Annotated in this window: 12 protein-coding genes; 9 read left to right on the top strand and 3 right to left on the bottom strand. The window is 61.2% G+C overall.

What is annotated here, in order from left to right:
* The first annotated feature begins 23 nt into the window (after nt 1-23).
* The 3 genes from J3R75_RS06380 to J3R75_RS06370 all read left to right on the top strand — a co-directional run bounded on the left by J3R75_RS06380 (nt 24) and on the right by J3R75_RS06370 (nt 2812).
* Entirely contained in the window at nt 24-1460 is a 1437-nt protein-coding gene (locus J3R75_RS06380; protein WP_307260582.1) for an oxidoreductase, read from the top strand.
* A gap of 21 nt (nt 1461-1481) precedes the next feature.
* Nucleotides 1482-1919, top strand: coding sequence for a 23S rRNA (pseudouridine(1915)-N(3))-methyltransferase RlmH (locus J3R75_RS06375; RefSeq protein WP_307260580.1), 438 nt, complete (start codon nt 1482-1484; stop codon nt 1917-1919).
* 203 nt (nt 1920-2122) lie between these two features.
* Nucleotides 2123-2812, top strand: a complete 690-nt coding sequence (locus J3R75_RS06370) for a DUF1559 family PulG-like putative transporter (RefSeq protein WP_307260578.1) — start codon at nt 2123-2125, stop codon at nt 2810-2812.
* Nucleotides 2813-3054: 242 nt separating this feature from the next.
* Here the strand turns inward: J3R75_RS06370 and J3R75_RS06365 are convergent, their stop codons facing one another.
* Both J3R75_RS06365 and J3R75_RS06360 read right to left on the bottom strand, forming a co-directional pair.
* A complete protein-coding gene (locus J3R75_RS06365; protein WP_307260577.1) occupies nt 3055-6000 on the bottom strand; it encodes a glycoside hydrolase 5 family protein in 2946 nt (981 codons plus the stop codon).
* A gap of 57 nt (nt 6001-6057) precedes the next feature.
* Nucleotides 6058-6693, bottom strand: a complete 636-nt coding sequence (locus tag J3R75_RS06360) for an SGNH/GDSL hydrolase family protein (protein WP_307260574.1) — start codon at nt 6691-6693, stop codon at nt 6058-6060.
* A gap of 157 nt (nt 6694-6850) precedes the next feature.
* On the opposite strand from J3R75_RS06360, the gene J3R75_RS06355 reads away from it, so the two are divergent.
* Entirely contained in the window at nt 6851-7666 is an 816-nt protein-coding gene (locus J3R75_RS06355; protein WP_307260573.1) for an alpha/beta hydrolase, read from the top strand.
* Between the two features lie 74 nt (nt 7667-7740).
* Here J3R75_RS06355 and J3R75_RS06350 read toward each other — a convergent pair whose 3' ends face one another.
* The gene (locus J3R75_RS06350) at nt 7741-8214 is read right to left on the bottom strand and encodes a hypothetical protein (RefSeq protein ID WP_307260571.1); all 474 of its coding nucleotides are present in this window, start codon (nt 8212-8214) and stop codon (nt 7741-7743) included.
* Nucleotides 8215-8400: 186 nt separating this feature from the next.
* Here J3R75_RS06350 and J3R75_RS06345 point away from each other — a divergent pair, with 186 nt between their 5' ends.
* The 5 genes from J3R75_RS06345 (at nt 8401) to J3R75_RS06325 (ending at nt 18502) form a co-directional block, all read left to right on the top strand.
* A complete protein-coding gene (locus J3R75_RS06345) occupies nt 8401-9903 on the top strand; it encodes an ABC transporter substrate-binding protein (RefSeq protein WP_307260569.1) in 1503 nt (500 codons plus the stop codon).
* A gap of 2 nt (nt 9904-9905) precedes the next feature.
* Nucleotides 9906-11390, top strand: a complete 1485-nt coding sequence (locus J3R75_RS06340; protein ID WP_307260567.1) for a carbohydrate ABC transporter permease — start codon at nt 9906-9908, stop codon at nt 11388-11390.
* Nucleotides 11391-11407: 17 nt separating this feature from the next.
* Nucleotides 11408-12256, top strand: coding sequence for a carbohydrate ABC transporter permease (locus tag J3R75_RS06335; RefSeq protein WP_307260565.1), 849 nt, complete (start codon nt 11408-11410; stop codon nt 12254-12256).
* Nucleotides 12257-12600: 344 nt separating this feature from the next.
* Nucleotides 12601-15201, top strand: a complete 2601-nt coding sequence (locus tag J3R75_RS06330) for a carbohydrate binding domain-containing protein (RefSeq protein ID WP_307260563.1) — start codon at nt 12601-12603, stop codon at nt 15199-15201.
* Nucleotides 15202-15313: 112 nt separating this feature from the next.
* On the top strand, nt 15314-18502 hold the full coding sequence (locus J3R75_RS06325; protein WP_307260561.1) for a carbohydrate binding domain-containing protein: 3189 nt from the start codon (nt 15314-15316) through the stop codon (nt 18500-18502).
* Nucleotides 18503-18685 lie beyond the last annotated feature (183 nt).

The following is an 18685-nucleotide window of genomic DNA, read 5'->3' as shown; positions in this document are numbered from 1 at the left end:
CTCAAGCATGGAATGGACTGACGATGGCAGAATATCGCAAAGTGACCGCATTCAAGACCGTGGCTGAATTTCGTGATTACCTGGCCAGCGAGGGCATTGACATCGGCTTGGTGGACAGCGTTCCCGCCGATGGTCGCGCGGCCTTGGCGCAGCCCATTCAGTGTCTTGGGCGGACGGTCGGGAACCGTTGGGCGATTCTGCCTATGGAAGGCTGGGACTGTATGGACGACGGCACGCCCAGCGAGTTCACCCGCCGCCGCTGGCTGCGCTTCGCCACTAGCGGCGCGAAGATGATCTTCGGTACCGAGGCGGCCGCAGTTATGCACAGCGGCCGCAGCAATCCTCAGCAACTGTTCATCGGCGATCATTCCCTGCCGACGCTGAAGGCGCTCTGCGCCGAAATGCGCGCCGCGCATCGCGAGCGTTTTGGGTGCGACGACGATCTGCTGATCGGCCTGCAACTGACCCACTCCGGCCGCTACTCGCACCCGAATGACGCACATACCCTCGAATCCGTCACGGCTTACGCCCACCCGCTGCTGGACAAAAAGTTCGGCAACAGCGCGGCCAATGTCGCTTCGGACGATGAATTGCGGGACATCATCGCGCACTTTATCCGCGCGGCGGAACTGGCCACCGATGCCGGTTTTGACTTCGTGGACATCAAGCTCGCGCACGGCTATCTCGGCCACGAGCTGCTTACCGCGCACGACCGCCCGGGCGAATTTGGCGGGTCTTTTGCCAACCGCACGCGCTTTTTCCGCGAGATTGCCGCCGGTATTCGCCGGCGTTGTCCCGCGCTGGGTATATCGGCGCGAGTGAGCCTCTTTGACATCCTGCCTTTTGAGAAGGGGCCGGACAAAGTTGGCCGGCCGATGGCCTGGGGCGGCGACCGCTACCCCTACGCGTTTGGCGGCGACGGCAGCGGCATGGCGATGGACCCCGAGCTCAAGGAAACCGTGCAGCTCATGGAGCTGTTGCGCAGCTATGGCGCGGAGATGATTTGCGCGACCATCGGCAGTCCCTATTACAACCCGCACATGCAGCGGCCGGCCTATTATCCCGTCAGCGACGGCTATCTCATGCCGGAGCACCCGCTCTACAACGTCTCGCGGCATATCCTGGCCGTGAGGCGCATCAAGGAGCTCTGCCCCTGGCTGCAGGTAGTGGGCTCCGGCTACACCTGCCTGCAGGAGTTCCTGCCGCACGCCGCCGAGTACGCCGTTGCGCAAGGCATGACGGACTTCGTCGGCATCGGCCGCATGGTGCTCTCGTATCCTGATCTCTGCGCGGACGTCCTCGCCGGCCGCGAGCTCGACCGCTGCCGTATCTGCCGGACTTTCGGCGACTGCACCAACGCACCCCGCGCCGGCATGATCTCCGGCTGCTACCCGCTGGACGAATTCTACAAGCAGCGCCCAGAGGCCATCCGCCTCAAAGAGATCAAGAAAGGGCGCTGAGGCAGCGCCGCCGGACTGCCCATGCTGATCAAGATCATCGTTGTCGGCAAATTGAAGGACCGCGCTCTGCAGGCGCGTTGTGACGAATTCGCCAAGTGGCTCGGGCCCTACGCGAAGGTCGAACAGCGCGAACTCGCCGACAGCGACGTGGAGCGCGAAGGCGCTGCCATCAGCAAGGAACTCGATCGCGACCGTGGCGCGGCAGTGGTCGTCCTCAGCGAAGAGGGCCGGGAATTCGGCAGTGTGGCTTTTGCGGAGCAGCTCGGGCGTTTCGACCGCAAGGTCATCTTCGTCATTGGTGGGCCGTACGGCCTGGCGCCAGCCGTCAAAGCCCGGGCAGACATCCTCTGGTCGCTCTCAAAACTGACCTTTACCCACGAAATCGCCCGACTGTTGCTCTACGAACAGCTGTTCCGCGCCGTCAATATCCTCCACGGCGGGCATTACCATAACCCGTGAGAAGATGCGCGCGACGGCTTGTGGAGCGGGCTGAGCGGCCTGTGGGCCAAGCCACGAGTAGTCTTTTTTACCTGCTTTATTTAGTTCCTCCCGCTGATTTTTGGGGGCCGCTCTTGCTATTGCTGCAAGAATTGTGTAAAATGCGGCTATCGTCTGGTTTGGTGTTTTTCCTCTGTAATTCCATGTTTGAAAGGACAGAAAGTATGAAAAGGCGTGTTTTTACCCTAATTGAGTTGTTGGTAGTGATCGCTATCATCGCGATTCTGGCGGCGATGCTGCTGCCGGCCTTGAGCAAGGCCCGTGAGAAAGCCCGCGCTATCAGTTGCACGAGCAACTTGAAACAGCTCGGCCTGGGTTGTCGGCAATATCTTGACGACTTTCCGCAGGGCATATGGTATCTTACGAGCAATGCGCGCTACCAGAACCCCGATAGTTCTTATACGACGACGGGCAGTATGTACTGGTTTGTTTCGATCTATCCGTATGTCGGCGATGTAAAGACCTTTAGCTGTGGTAGTTCATCTGCCGCGAAGTGGAAAGGCGAGGGCGCGTACTACCAGCAGCACTACGGCTGGAATCACAAGGGCAGCGGCGCGGCTGATTCGTCTTACGTGTCACCCAGCACCACGGGGATGCTCATCGAAGCCAATCCGGCCTATAGTGCCGGCATGCCTTCCGGGGGCGTGTCCAGCTGGAGCTATACCATCGACGCGCATACCAAACCCAGTTCCGCGGCAGATTCGACGTCGCGCAAGACCAGCTTCCGCCATAACAGTTCGGCGAATATCGCCTATGCCGATGGCCACGTCGGAAGCGTCACCTACCAAGGCATGCCCAACTACAGCGATACCAGCCGCTTCTGGAAGCCCACCTACACCGGCACCCTCGATTGATCGGTTGCTGTTTAATTAGACGCATGAACAACGAGCGCCGGCACGATACTGCCGGCGCTCGTTTGCGTTTGCGCGGACGGATCGGGCGGATCGACTGTCTTTTCGCGGACGGATCAGCAGAAGAAAAAGCGGTAGAAGAAGCAGAAGAAGCAGTAGAAATAGTAGTAAAAGAAGCGGAAATAGTAGAAGCAGCAGCGGCGGCAGCAGCGGCGGCGGTGGCCCCGGTGTACCTTCCGCGGTTTTTATTGTCGTGGTTTGAGGAGGCGGATATTGCGGACCCAGTAGGTGAGTTGTTGGCCGATGGGGTTGGCGCCAAGGCGGAACATCTTGACGCTGTCCAGGGGGATTTTGGCGCCATCAAGGGGCACGTAGCGCGTTTCCCAATCGTGCAGGGGCGCCCGGTAGGAAATCGAGCGGCTGTCCCCGCGTTCCTTGACGTTTTCGGTCACCAGCATGAGGTAGTTGTAGCGGAAGTCGTTTTCGACCTTGTCCTGGCTGCTTTTGACCTCGAAGGCCAGCATGGAGGCGCCGGCGAAGGACTCGTCGGGCAGTGTCAGGACGTGCTCGGGGTAGAACCAGCGATCGACGCCGGGGTCGTTCCAGCTGATGTCGAAGCGCATGGCCTGCTCGGTTTCGTCATAGACCATGTTCGATGTCGTGCCAGAGTCATTCTGCCGCCAGTTTTCCGGTTGGGCGGTGTTGAGCTTGATTTCATCGCAGTTGGCGACGAGGTCGCCGAAGAGGAGCATGGGCAAGTGGAATTTGCTGATTTTCTTGTCATTGAAGCTGCCAACGATGGTCAGTGAGGTATTGTAGCCCTCCGCAGGCAGTTCGGGGGTGATGACGACAGCGAAGAGCGCTTTGCCCATGGGGGCAATGCTGATGCTGTCTGGCAGGCCACCGACGGCGGCGCCGCTGACCAGCAGCCGGCCGTTCTTGGGCGTGTGGTCGAGATTCCATAGCGTGAGCGTGCCGCGGGCGCTATTCTTGTAGAGGGTCGCCATGCTCTTGATGCCGCCGATTTCGACATCGTCGGGATTGAGATCGAGGTGGACGATGACGCTGAGGTCGTCGCTGGCGGTTGCATTGTTGGTCAGAGTCGTGCCGGGGCTATGGGGCGGCTGGTCGGCTTTGAGGCCGCGGAGGCCGGCGAGGTACTGCGGGAAGCGCGTCGCGCGTAATGTCGTGGCGCCGGCATTGCCAGCCACGGTCAGTGCCTGGGCGGTGCCGACGAGGTCCGTGAGGACGTAGTCGCCAGCGGGGAGGGCCAGGCTGATATCGGCGGCGTGGAGCTCGGCGATCGTGGCGGCTTTGCCGCCGGTATCGACGGCGGATTTGCTCCAGAAGACGACGGTTTGCGAGCCATCGGGCTGTTGGAAGAGGAAGGCGCGAGTTTGGTCATCGGTGTTGATTTCGCCGAGGAGGGCGGCTTCGAGGAGCTGCGCGGTGATGGTGGCAAAGGCGGCGTAGCCGGGCTTGACCGTGCCATCGCGGCGCATGAGGCCCCAGTCTTTGTGGCCGCCGCGTTCATTGTAGGGCGGGAAGACAAAGTAGTAGTTGCGAGCGACGCCCTCCAGCATCAGCAGAATCTGCGATTTGGGCAGGAATTCGGCGAGGACCATTTCCTGGTCGGGGCTGTGTTTTTTGAGTTTGTCCTTGCCGCTGTCGGCGGTGGCCGGTCCTTCGGCGTTGGTGCCGCATTCGGTGATCCACAGCGGTCGATCGGCGATGCCGTGGTCGGCCATGAACTGGCGCATTTCGGCGAAGATATTTGGGTAGCTGGCCAGTCCGGCGTAGGTATGGAAGTTCATGAGGTCGGTGTATTTGGCGATGTCATTGGCGAAGAGCCCGTAGTCATAGGCGTTGCGGTCGGGGCGGCAGAGTGCGCCGATGGCCACGGGCATATTTGGGCGTGCGGCCTTGAAGCCCAAGTAGGCGGCCTTCATGCTGGCGGCGAAGTCCCAGGCGGGTTCGGGAGCGAAACCGATGTCCTGTTCATTCCAGTATTCCCAGTTGCCCATGCGGTCACCAAAGACCTCGGCGGTCTTTTTGCAGAAGATGTAGACTTCGCGCAGGTCCAGTGGCAGTTTGATCTTGCGGCCGGCCCATGCTGGCGCGTTGTGGAACATGCCGCTGATCAGGATGCCGCGTTCGTGAAGCAGATTGGCATTGTAGAGATAGTGGCCGTAGTCGTATTCACCGGGATTGGGATTGACCTCCGGCCAGCTTAGGCGCTCGCGGACATGGGGGACGCCGGCGCGGTAGATCAGCTCGCTGATCAGCTTGAAGGTGTCGCCGTCGTACCACGGGCAGGCGAAATTCCCGCGCTTTGCCAGCCAGCTCTGGGCGGAGTCCGTGCCGAAGAAACTGCGGTGGGTCTTTGGTCGCCGCGCGGGGTCGATGACCACCACGAAGCTGTAGGGCGCCAGCTGGTCCGCGCCGTCATGGCTGGTCTCAAGCAGGTAGTAGCCGGGGCTCATGGGGGGGAAGACCAGCGGGCTGTCGCCGCCGTCCGGCCAGGTGCTTTCTTTGAGGACGGTGCCATGCCAGTTCTTGAGGACGTAGCGGAGATTGTCCAGCGGGGCATTGATTGTGAAGGTCGGTTCTTCCTGTTCGAGCCACACCGCGCCGGGCGCGGCGGTGGCCAGGACCGGCGCGATGTAGCGCCGCTGCGGGGTGCCGTGGAAACGGATGTTGCGCAGGGCGAAACGGTGGCTGTCATGTTTGGGATTCATACCTACGCGGAAAAGCATGGCTTCTTCCTGGCCCTTGCTGGTGGCGCCGGGGAGCTTTACGGTGATGTCTTGCCACTGGCCGGGCTCCGGCGCCTGATAGGGATGCAGGCCGGCGAGCATGACATTGGCGGTGGCGAGGCCCTGGTAGTCGTCCTGCGGGCTGATTTTGAGCTCGAAGCTGATGGCGTCGGCCCCGTGAAGAGTCTCGCCATTGCCGAGTCTGAATCCGGGATAAATCCAGTGATCGACATCGGGGTGAAATTTCACGTCAAAGACCAGCGCCTGTTCGTCGGCGTCAAAAGCGATAGACATGGCTCCGGAGCTGTTTTTCTCCCAGCGTTCGGGCTGGAGCAGGTCAGCGGGAGCCGGGAAAGTCTGCGGAGCGGGCGCGGCGGCCAGGCTGGCGATGCTGAGGGCGCTGGCAAGGATGGCGGCAGTCAGTTGTTTCATCATGATTACTCCTCGAGTCGGGGGGCGAGTAAGGCGTGTGCGGTCGTGTTGCGGTGCGGCCTAGCTTTCCAGATGGGGCTTGACGATGCGGGCCATTTCGATGTAGGCGGGGAATTGCACATGGGTGCCATCGGGCCGGGCGAAGCGCTCGGCGAGCTGGCCGTCGGTGTCCTTCAAGGCGCTGTGATAGTCGAGAAAGACCAGGCCCTGCGCCGCCGACCACGCAGCAAGCTCGCGGTTGATGGCGACGATCTTGTCCTGATACTGAAAGCGGTTCCACTGATCCGGCGAGCGCAGGGGCAGGATGCTACCCGGATAGACCGCGATGCCGCGCTCGCGAATGGCCTGGGCGACATGGCAGATGCGCGCTATAATCAATTCTTGCGGCACCTGGATGCCGTTGATGCCAACCAGCATGAATACCCGCCGCGGCGAGTACTGGAAGACGTCCTGTTCCAGTCGCGTGTGGAGCCCTACCGGGTTGTCGCCGCCGATGCCGCGGTTGAGTACGCTGTACTGCGGGAAGAACTCGTGCAGTGGCCACGCCGCCGTGATCGAATCGCCAAAAAAGAGATTCTTGACCGCGCCGACCGCCGCGGCGATGCCGCGGTAGTTGTCCAGCGCCCGGCAGGGCTCGTAACTCTGGTAGAACTTCTGAATGGCGGCGATGTCGCTAGCAGGGAAGAGCTCAGTCATGCTGTGGTCCGCGAGGTTTGAGGTGAAAGATCCGGCGCGCCATGGCGGCGACGACAAAAGGCAGTACAATAACGCCGTCCACTGAAAAGGCCGTATGGCCGGAGAAAATTGTGCTCCGTAATCGTGCTGAAACAACGACGCAAAAGGACACGCTGACATGACCAAGACCATCAATGCGTTACTATGGCCCGACGGCGCTCCCGGCGCTCTGGGCGATGCCGTGGAAGATAAGCCGGACCTGACGCTCTACCTGCCGGACGGCCCGGGGCCTTTTGCCTGCGTGGTGATTTGTCCCGGCGGTGGTTATGTGCGCAAGGCGCGGCATGAGGGCGAGCCCATTGCCCACATGCTCAATCGATATGGCATCGCTGGCGCCGTGGTGCAGTACCGCGTCGCGCCGTATCGTTTTCCCGTGCCGGTGATGGACGCGCAGCGCGCCGTGCGCCTACTTCGCGCTCGCCGCGCTGAGTGGGGCATTGACGCCGAGCACGTAGGCATCCTCGGTTTCAGTGCCGGCGGTCATTGCGCCGGCATGGTCGCCACTCTCGGCGAACCTGGCGCTCCCGCGGCCGCCGACCCCGTCGACCGCGAAAGTAGCCGCCCCGACGCCCTTGTTGCTTGTTATGCTGCGCTGACTTTCCGCGATCGCAAACTCGAGCGTTGCCTGCGCAATCTCGCCGAAGACACGCAGGGCAATCTTGCCGCCGACGCTTTCGATTTCTACAGCGTCGAGACCCACGTCAGCCCGCAGACACCGCCGGTATTCATGTGGATGACTGTCGACGACCCGGTCGTGCCCGTGGAAAACAGCCTGGTCATGGCTGCGGCCCTGCGTGAGCACCGGGTGCCTTTCGCGCTGCATCTGTTCCCGCATGGGCGTCACGGCCTCGGCCTCGGCACCGGCGAAGACTTGCCGCTCGTCGAACAGTGGAGCGATCTCTGCGGCAACTGGCTCAAAACACTGGGCTTCTGAGGACTTTTATCCGCAGATTGCGCAGAGTAACGCTGAGTATGGGGCAGCGCGGCTTGCCGCGCCGCCGGTTGTTGCTAACCGAGCGGCCGGGCAAAGCCATGGGGTATTATTACTTGGCGCGGTAACCGGTCACCCATTGATAACAGCCAGTTCGAGGGCACGCCTGGAACCGGTGGGGCTTCTTGGCAATCGATGGCAATCGACGGCAATCGACAGGCAATCGACGGCAATCGACGGCAATCGACAGGCAATCGACGGCAATCGACAGGCAATCGACGGCAATCGACGGCAATCGACGGCAATCGACGGCAATCGACGGCAATCGACGGCAATCGACGGCAATCGACGGCAATCGACGGCAATCGACGGCAATCGACGGCAATCGACGGCAATCGACGGCAATCGACGGCAATAGGCACGGTGAGGATGGCGCCCTTGTGTCCGTTGCGGCTTGAAGCGGCGGCGTGGATTGCCGCAAAGCGGCAAGACATGCCGCCATCTTCTTTGCCTTTGTCTTCATCGCGGCTTCGCGGCTTCGCGTGAGACAAAAACACCTCTTTGCGGTGGCACGGCTGTTATCAGTGACTGACCGATTATCGTTCGGCGCGGACAAAATTGGCCGCGGGGTCGCCAAAAGGGGCATTGGGGTATAAATTACGCAGTTTTGGCGCCGTTCCCGCAGGGAGCGTTTGCCGCGTATTGTGCATTGCCAACCCCAGATATTCACCAGGGCTATGAAAAAAATATTCATCTTATTACTGGCGATATTGATCGCCGCGTCGATCTACACGTATTTAACGGGAGCGAGCAAGCGCACGGACGTGCCAGTGATATCGTGGAAGTCCGATGCCAATCCGCAGCGTTACGAGCAAATTGACATGTACCACAAGTTTCTGCAGAAGAACGGCGTGGTCAAGGAGGACGGGTCGCCGCGCGGGCAGCTGGTGCTGGACACGGCATCCAACCAGAGTACGCTGATTCAGGCTGTATCGGGCATGGCCGGGGATATTTTTGATTGTTTTGCGGTGACGGACTATGCGGCCATGGGCGTCGGGGTGGATGTCACTGAGCAGGCCAATCGCAATGGCTATGGTTTGAACACGACCTACGAAGGCATGTGGTCTCAGCTGTCATTGGGGGGGCGTCAGTACGCCTATCCCTGCAATGGGGCTGTGCCGGCGCTGTGGGTGAATGTGGATACCTTCAAGAAGTACGGCCTGCCCGTGCCGCCGCAGGAGTGGACGCCGGAGGAATTTGAAGAGCTGGGCAAGCGCTTCGTCAAACTCGCCAATGCGGGCAGCCGCCGGCAGCTGTGTTTTTTTGTGCCGTCGGTGGAGTCCAGCAGTTTCGCGATGCCGATTCTGCGCAGTATGGGCAAGGATGTCTACAACGAAACGATGACGCGTTCGGTGGCCAATACCCCCGAGCTGGCGAAGGTCTTCGAGTTGCTCTACAAGTGGACCTACGAGGACCGGATCGCGCCGACTGCGGCGGATGTCGCGTCCATGAATGCCGATGCCACGGGCTACGGCGGGGCGAATTTCTCCAACTTTCTGCAGGGGCGCTATGCGATGATAGTGACGGGGCGCTATGGCCTGATTCGCTTCCGCGAGTTTGAGCGGCAGGTGACGTTTTCGTTGAGCCAGCTGCCCATGTACGACTTCAAGAATTTGCTGATTACCGTGCGCGCGGCCATGCCCTATGGTCGGACCAAATCACCCGAGCTGGTCGATATGTTCCTGCGTTTCCTGGCCAGCTACGAGTACAACAAGTACATCATTGATTTCGCCGACGGCCTGCCGCCCAATCCCCACATTGTCGAAGAAGACCTCAAGCAGCTCAAGTTCAAGTATCCGCGCGAGGGTATCACTCACGAACTGGAGATCGGCTGGGCGCAGACCATCGCCATTCCCGAATCCCGTCCGCGTTACCTCAAGGCCGGCACGCCCAACTGGCTGGGCAACAGCATCAGCGAATTTTTCAATGGCCGCAAGAGTGCCCAAGAGGCTGCGGAATACGTGGAATACCGCTATAATCTCGAAATCGACACGGCCTGCGAGGCCAATCCGGCAACGCGTGCCGACTGGGAAGAGCAGATGCACGTGCAGGCGCGCATTGACGAGTACAAGGCCGCCGGCAAGAAAATACCCGTCGAGTGGATCAGCAATCCATTCCACATCCGGTACTATCGCAAGATGGGCATGCTGGTCGAAACGACCACTGCGGGAGCACGATAAGCATGAAGAGCAACCAACGGCAACTTAAAAACGTCTGCACCGGCATGGCCTTTCTCCTGCCGAATCTCCTGGGCTTCCTGGCTTTTACCATGCTGCCACTGGTGATGAGCATCTACATGGCTTTCACCGACTGGAACCTCGAGATGCACAATTACTTCCGGGCCGAGCCGATACGCTTCGTCGGCCTGCGGAATTTTGCGCAGTTGTTTGCCGACCCGGACTTTGGCCGCTATCTGGGCAACACCTTCTTTCTGATGATTGGCATACCCTTCGGTGTCGCTGCCAGTTTGGGTTCGGCTATACTGCTTAGCCTGGAATTTCGCGGCACGCGGCGTTTCTGGGGCCTGTCGATACTCACGGCATTGATGCTTGGCGGCTGCGTGATATTGACGCTGGCTGGCATGGGTGCCACGGCCATGACCATGCTGATGGCGTCGCTCTTCGGGTCGGTCTTTTTCATTGGCAGCATCGGCGGCCGCACCGTGTACCGCACGCTGTTCTACTTTCCCCATTTCACCTCGGGCGTTGCCACCTTCATACTCTGGAAGAAACTCTACGCGCCGGAGAATGGCCCGATCAACAACGCGTTGCGGCCGCTGTTCAGTGCCCTGACGCCGGTGGCGGAGTCGCTGCTGCCCTTTGCCGACGGCATAGCGACGGTGCTGCTGGGGCTGATGATGGCGTTGTACGTGGTCATGGTCTTCCGCAAGATGCGCCGTTGGGAAGATGGCGAGTGTGGCCACGTGTCGGCAGTGCTGGGCATGGTCGTGTTGTCGACGCCGCCGGTGCTGTCCATGTTGTGGGTGGACGCGCCGTGGGTGCGTGTGGCGATGCCGGTGCTGCTGGCGGTCGGTTGGCTCTGGTTCGCGTGGCACATCTTCGGCATGAAGCGCATTTACAATTGCGTGCTTGATTACAAAATTGGCGACTCGACCATCGTTGACGGCGTGGCGATGGTTGCTAGCTTTGCCTTGATTGGCCTGGCCAATGTGGTGTGGAACTTGCCCGAGCTGGTGGGGCAGCCGGAGGGCCTGCCGCTGCCGAAGTGGATCGCGGATTACTATTGGGCGAAGCCGTCCATCATTTTCATGGGCTTTTGGGCGGCGGTAGGCTCGAACAACATGCTGTTGTATTTAGCCGGGCTATCTGGTGTGCCGCAGGACCTCTACGAGGCGGCGGATATCGACGGCGCGTCGCGTTGGCAGCGTTTCTGGCATGTGACTTGGCCGCAGCTGGCCAATGTGACTTTCTTCATCATGGTCATGGCCATCATCGGCGGTATCCAGGGCGGTTTTGAGATGGCCCGTGTTATGACCAACGGCGGCCCCGCCGGGTCGACCACCACGCTGTCCTACTACATCTATACGCAGGGCTTTGCCACCGGCCGTCTCGGCTACGCATCGGCAGTCGCTTGGTTGCTGTTCCTGCTGATGTTCGTGGTGACGATGTTCAACTGGAAATTCGGCAACCGCTACACCAACGAGTAACTCAAGAGAGCACGGCGATGGCGACTAAAAAGAAAAATACCACTGGCGCGCGGCTGACACGGACGACGCTTCTGCATATCGGCCTGTCGCTGATCGCGCTGTTGATGATCCTACCTTTCACCTGGATGATTCTCACCAGCCTCAAGCTGCTGGAAGAAGTCGAGTTCGATAGTTGGCTGCCGACGATATTCCAGTGGCGGAATTATCCCGATGTCTTCCGCATGCGCGGCATTGAGTTTGGCCGCTGGTACTGGAATTCGATCTTTGTGGCGGCGTGGGTGACCTTTCTGCAAGTCTTTACCAGCAGTCTGGCGGCCTTCAGCTTTTCGCGTTTGGAGTGGAAGGGCCGCGACCGGGTGTTCTTCATGTACCTGTCGACCATGATGTTGCCCGGCCTGGTGATGATGATTCCCAATTACCAGAACATGATCCGCCTCGGCCTGGTCAACTCTTATTTGGGCCTGATCATTCCCTCGGCCTTTTCGGCCTTTGGGACCTTCTTGATGCGGCAGTTCATGATGAATATCCCCAAGTCGCTGGACGAGGCCGCCGAGATTGACGGCGCCTCCAAGTGGCAGCTTTATTGGGAGATCATCCTGCCGCTGGCGCGGCCGGCGATGATCACGCTGACCATCTTTACCTTCATCGGCAACTACAACTCCATGTTCTGGCCGCTGGTGATGATGAAGAGCCCGGACAAATACACCCTGCCCATCGGCATGCTGGCCTTCCAGTCCAGCCAGGGCCAGCAGACAAATCTCCTCATGGCCGCCGTCGCCATGAGCGTGCTGCCCATGATCATCATCTTCATCCTCATGCAGAAACAACTCGTCAAGGGCATTATGCTCGGCGGCGTGAAGGGCTAGCGCAGATCGGATCGGACTGGGGCGGACACATCGGTCCGCCCCGACGCGGTTTTTCGCGGACCGATCAGTCGGATCTACTGTCTTGTATCGCGGACGGATCGGACGGATCGGACGGATCGGACGGATCGTCGATGTGATCAGTCGGATCAGTCGGATCTGTCGGATCTACTGTCTTTTATCGCGAACGGATCGGACGGATCGGACGGATCGGACGGATCGTCGACTTGATCAGTCGGATCAGTCGGATCAGTCGGATCGTCGACTAGATCAGTCGGATCGGGCTGGGGTGGACACATTGGTCCGCCCCGACGCGGCTGACAACCCCAAAAGAGGACCACGCCACCATGCGTTTTACCAATCTTGTCGGCTTTTGTACCGTCTTGTGTTGCGCTTCGGGCATCGCTGCTGACGCGCCACTTTTTCCTTTCATGATCAGCTATGGCGGTGCCGACAACGCCAGCAGCGTCGCCAAGCTCTTGCCGACGCCGGCAGGGCGCGATGGGCAGATCCGCATTGTCGATGGCCGTTTCGTCAATGACGCCGGCCCCGTTCGGCTTCACGGCACGAACCTCACTGGTCCGGCCAACTTTCCCACCCACGCTGACGCCGACAAACTCGCCGAGCGCCTTGCGCGCTTGGGCATCAACTGCGTCCGTCTGCACTACTTCGACACGCCCTACGGCAATTTCATGACGCCGGCGCTGCCCGGCATTATCGCCGCCGACCCGGAAACGCAGCTGCGCCTCGATTCAGAGCAGCGCGATCGCCAGGATTACCTCGTTGCCGCGCTGAAGAAACGGGGGATATACACCAACATGAACCTCCATGTTGGCCGCCAGCTGGACAAACGGGATGGCATTGACGAACGCACGCCATGGGCCAACAAGGGCGTCGATAGCTTCTACGGGCCGCTTATCCAGCACCAGAAAGACTACGCTCGCGAGCTGCTTACCCGCGTCAACACCTACACGGGCATGGCGTATACTGACGACCCGTGCGTCGCCATGATCGAAATCAATAACGAGAACGCCCTCTGGAACCAGTACGGCGGCGGCGGTCTCGACTGGCTCGGGCCGAAGATCGGTGGCGAATTCCGCCGGCAATGGAATGACTGGCTTAAGGCCAAGTACGGCACGGACGACGCTCGGCGCGCCGCCTGGGCCTGGAAGCCCGAGCCGCTTCACGACGAACAGATCGCCGAAGGACGCTTTGACGCCCCCGTGGACTTCACGGCTGAGCCCTGGGTGATCGCCACCGGCCAAAGTGGCGCGGCGAGCGCCGAAGTGCGCGATGGCCTACTACATCTGACGGTGACCCGCCGTGGCGAAGAGTACTATCCGAAGCTCTACCGCGGTGTTAGCGTGAAAGCGGGCCAGAATTACACCCTCTCTTTCCGCGTCCGGCGCGTGGATGGTCGGCGGGTCGAGCTCGGCTTGGGCGTTGCCCAGACTGCCGGCGGCTGGAAGTCCCTCGGCTTGGTTCGCCGGGTGATGATCACTGATGCGTGGCGTGAGATCCTCTACAGTTTCGAGGCCACTGAGGATTCCGACTTGGCGCAGGTGCAGATCACCCGCTTTGTTGACGGCGAGTATGAGATCGACAACTTGTCCCTGCAAAGCGGTGTTCACGAGCAGTACCGCTTGGAGGGCACGCTTGCCGAAGGGACGGTGCCGATCATCCGATCGTCGGCCTTTGCGCCGAAGACCGCGCGCCTGGATTTCGCGCGTTTCCTGTGCGCGACGGAAGATCGCTACTGGCATGACGAGATGTATCTGTTTCTGCGCGATGAGCTCAAATGCCGCGCGGTGGTCTCCGGCACGCAGCTGGGGTACAGCCCGCCGCCGGTTCAGGCGCGACTAGATTATGTTGACCATCACAGCTACTGGTGCCATCCCGGTCCGGTGAACAAGGACTGGCGCATTCGCAACGAGTCCATGGTCAATTCGCTGTCCTGTGTCCGCAGTTTGGCGGCGCAGCGGGTTGCAGGCAAGCCTTTTACCGTCAGCGAGTACAACCATCCCTTTCCCAACCTGTACGGCGCCGAAGGCCAGCCGATGCTGCGTGCCTACGGTCGCTTTCAGGGCTGGGACGGCGTCTTCGAGTACACCTACAACCACGGGCCGGACTTCGAGCCGCCCATGAACAGCTACTTTTTCAGCATCATTGCCCGTACGGACGTGCTGGCGCATTTTCCGGCCTGCGCGACCATGTACCTGCGCGGGGATGTGGAGGAAGCGCGCCAAAGCCTGATCGCCGTTCCCGACCAGGAGAAGTACCTGGAAAACTTGGCCAGCTCCAGCAGCGTCGGCCAAAGCATCACTCACGCCGGCTTCCACGCCAATCACCCGCTGGTGCATAAATGCGCCGTGGCCTTCACCGGCGAAAACGCGCCCGCGCCAGAATCGCTGGTGGTCCCCGCCGGTCCGGTGATCAGCAGCGACACCGGCGAGCTCATCTGGAACCGCGATATCCCGGACGCCTGCTATTGGCTGGTCAATACACCCAACACCAAGCTCTTCTCGGGCTTTCCGCGCGGCCGCGCGGTCGATCTCGGGGAAGTCAGCCTGGCGGTGGGCGACACGCGCCTGGGGTGGGCGACGGTGTCGTTGTTATCTCATGACGCCACGGGCTTCGGCGCCGCCGGTCCCGCCCGCATTCTCCTGGCCGCCACCGGCTACTGCGGCAATGACGGCATGGTCATCGAAGAACACGCATCCAAGCTGATCAGCCTTACGGACTGGGGCAAGGGCCCGGTGGTCGCCGAGGGCATCCCCGCCGAGCTGACCCTCAAGGCCAACGCCGACCGCGTGCGCTGTTACGCCCTCGATGGCGCCGGCGAACGCAAAGGCGAAGTGCCCGTCCAAGCCGGACCCGAAGGCGCCGGCGCCAAAATTGTCATCGGCCCCGACTATCAGACCGTGTGGTACGAAATCATCGTGCGTTGACCACGGCCTGTGCACGATGCCGCGCGAGGAGAGGCGCGCGGCAGGATAACATGAGGCCAAACGACGCTGGCGAACTGCAGTCAGGCATTGAAAACCAAAGGAGCGACAGACCATGATCACCGCGAAAAGCCATTTTGCCGGATTGACCGCCGCGCTGTTTCTGCTGGCCGCCGCTGGCAGCACCGTCGCCGCTGAGAATCTCATCATCAACGGTGATTTCAAGGACGGTCTCAACAGCTGGTCTTTCAGTAAGAAAGCCCCAGCCGCCGTCGTCGCCCACGTCGTCAAAGATGGCCGGCTGGTGTTGGACATTCAACCGGGGACGGCCCTCGGCGCCACCGACATCCTCCTGATTCAACGGCATGTCCTGCAAGACGGCCAGCGCTACCAGCTGAGCTACACGGTGGAGACCGACCAGCCCGGCACCACGCGCCATCTATTCCAGCTCAGTTCCTCGCCGCATTCAGTCCTCGGCCTGGCCGAAAATGTCGATGTGCAGTCCGGCCGCACTCGCGTCAAGGCGTCTTTCGTGGCTCTGCAGGAAAACGCCACGCCCAATAACCTCACGCTCAATCTCAGCAAACTCCAGGGCCATGTGGAAATCTCGGATATACGCCTGGAGCTGGCGCAGGAGTATCCCGCGACGGCGCTGTCGTTCGAATGGCTGGTCTTCCTTGATGTCGCCGCAGATACGGCGTTGCCCGCCGCGACGCCGGCGTCTTTGCCGGGCCGGGCGGGCGCAGACGTCACGCCTCAGCGTGCCGCACTGCAGGACGGCGCAATTGACCTGGCGGCGCTCGCCGGCGGCGCTGTGTCCGAAAAGCAGGTCGCCGTGCTGATCAACGACTTCGTTTGCGACGGCCCCGGCGTCATCGCCCTCGGTTTTGCTGCCGACTGGTGGATGGACATCACCCTCAATGGCCAGCCCATCTACAGCACTCTCAAGGACGGCAACCGCTCCGCCAAATTGGTTCCCGACGACCACCCCGTGGCCCTGAATGTGGACAGCGGACGCAATGTGCTCGCCGTGAAAGTCCTGGCTGGATCGCAGGGCTGGCGTTTTGTCTGCGGCGTGCCGCAGCCGCCGATCAAGTACGTGGCCAACGACGAATGGCGGCCGGTGTCCATGCCCGACCCCGTGATCAAGGCCGGTACGGCCTTGGACCTGTCCGAACAGGTTGCCGCGCCCGCCGGGACACTCGGCCGCATGGCGATTCGCGACGACGGCGAGCTGGTCCTTGCCGACGATCCGGCCACGCCACTGCGCCTCCTCGGCTTCAACGGCATACCCTCGGGCGTACTCAACGTCGATGACGACGAGCAGTTCCGCGCTCGCGCCCACGAATTCGCCCAAGCTGCGCGCCGCCAGGGCTACCGGCTTTTCCGTTTCCACAGCGTCTTCGACCGCACGCTCTGCGAAGGCAGCGACGGCCCGATGCAGATCAATCCACGGCAACTCGATCGCTGGGATTACCTCGTTCATGCACTCAAGCAAGAGGGCATTTACTGCCACATGGTCGTCTTTTCCTTCACGCTCTACGATGCGCCGCAGAACCGCGGCAAGAATTTTGAAGATCGTGACATGCATAAGCTGATGATGTACCTCGGTGGCGCCTGGCAGAGGGGGCATTTTCAGTATGGCGCGGAGACCGTCCTCAATCACTACAACCCCTATACCAAGTTGCATTGGCGGGACGACCCGGCTATTGCCTTTGTGGAATACTACAACGAGCACGAGTTGGGTTTTGAGCGCATTGGCGCGGTCCTGGAGAATTATCCCGACGCCAAAGCCGCGTTGGAACGGCGTTGGCGCGAATGGCTGGTCGCCCGCTATGAGGGCAAGGACCTGCCGGCGGCGCTGGCCGCCGAACTCGGCGGCGCGCCCTTGGCTGCCGCACCGCTGCCCATTATGGGCCACCGTGGCCGCGGCACCGCCATGGCCAATGAATTCTCGCTGTTACGCATGGCGTTGAGCAAGGAGTGCGCGGCATGGTGCGAGGGCGTGGTGCGTGGGACGGGCTACAGCGGTTTGACCACCCAGTACAATCTGTCGAAGAAGATTGGCGATAGCGCGGTGCGCTGGGAGGCGTCGCAGGTGATTGAGATGAACACCTACTACCAGCATCCCGCCGGTGGCTGGGGTGCGCCGGGTTGCACTGTTGGTCAGGCCAGCTCGCTGGCCGACGCGGCTAATTACTGGCGCAACACCACATCGTCGCGCATTGCGGGCCGGCCCTTCATCGTCAGCGAATACAACCACTGCTATTGGAATCCCTATCAGTACGAGGGCGGCATGGTCTTTGGCGCCTACTCGGCCCTGCAGGGCTTCAACGCGCTCGAAGTTCATTCTGGGCCAGTGGCTTTTGCGGGTGCGCGCAGCTACGTCGGGGCATTTTCCTGCTACAGCTCGCCGATTGTGCGTGCCAGCCAGTTCCTGACTGCCTGTCTGTTCCAGCGCGGCGACGTCAGCAAAGCCCGGCAACGCGTGGAATTGGTCGTGCCCGAAGAAGTGCTCGTCGCTGACGGCGTTGCCGACGGCGCGGTGTCCGCCGAGCAATCGCGACTGGCCCTGATTACGGGCTTCACCATCGCTTTCCCCTGGGCGCGGCCCGCGCCGAAGACCTTCCCGGGCGCGCCGCCGGCCATGCAGATATTGCCGGCTGGCATCGCCACAGTCGATGCCCACGATTGGTTCGTCAACGTGGTGGAAAGCAAGGACGGCACTTTCGCCTTGAGCGAGGCTATCGCGACACTCAAGCAGCGCGGCGCGCTGCCGGCGACCAACGCCAGCGACCACGACGCTGGTATTTACCAGAGCGACACCGGCGAAGTCACCATGTACAGCCAGGACCGCCGTCTGACCGTGGTCACGCCGCGCAGCGAGGCCGTCAGCTTGGACATCGGCGGCGCGCTACCCGTCGTCCTCGGCGCTATGACCGTCCTCAAGAGCAGCGTGCCGGCATGCATCGCCGCCTGCGCCATGCGCGGCGATGAACTGGCCGCCAGCGACCGCGTTGTGCTTGTTTACTCGACATCAGTGGTTAATTCCAACACGACTCTCGGCCCCGGCCGCCAAAAAATGATCAACAGCGGCCGCTCGCCCGTGCTCCTGCAGGCCGGTGATTTTGCCTTGCTGCTGCGTCATCAGCGCGCCGATCGGCTTGCGCTCTACGCATTGGGCTTCGACGGCCAACGCCTGCAGAACTTGCCGGTGACCGCACGCGACGGCGTCGCCACCGTCGCCGTCAATACCGCCACCATCGAGAGTCCGACGACCTTCTTCGAACTGGTCGTGGAATAACGGCGCGGGACTACATGCATCTATCCGCAGATAACGCAGATGTGCGCAGATTGTTTTTTGGGGGTGGGGCTCGTCGTCCGCCCGCCGCGAAAGGAGTGTTATTTGTAGGGGCGGACCTGCGTGTCCGCCCCGGTCGCAGGCAGCCGAGCGCAGTCGGACGGGCGATGGCTGGGCGGACATAGA

The sequence above is a fragment of the Oligosphaera ethanolica genome, from assembly GCF_030814695.1.
Classification (GTDB): domain Bacteria; phylum Verrucomicrobiota; class Lentisphaeria; order Oligosphaerales; family Oligosphaeraceae; genus Oligosphaera; species Oligosphaera ethanolica.
This window is presented reverse-complemented; position numbering and strand designations above follow the sequence as displayed.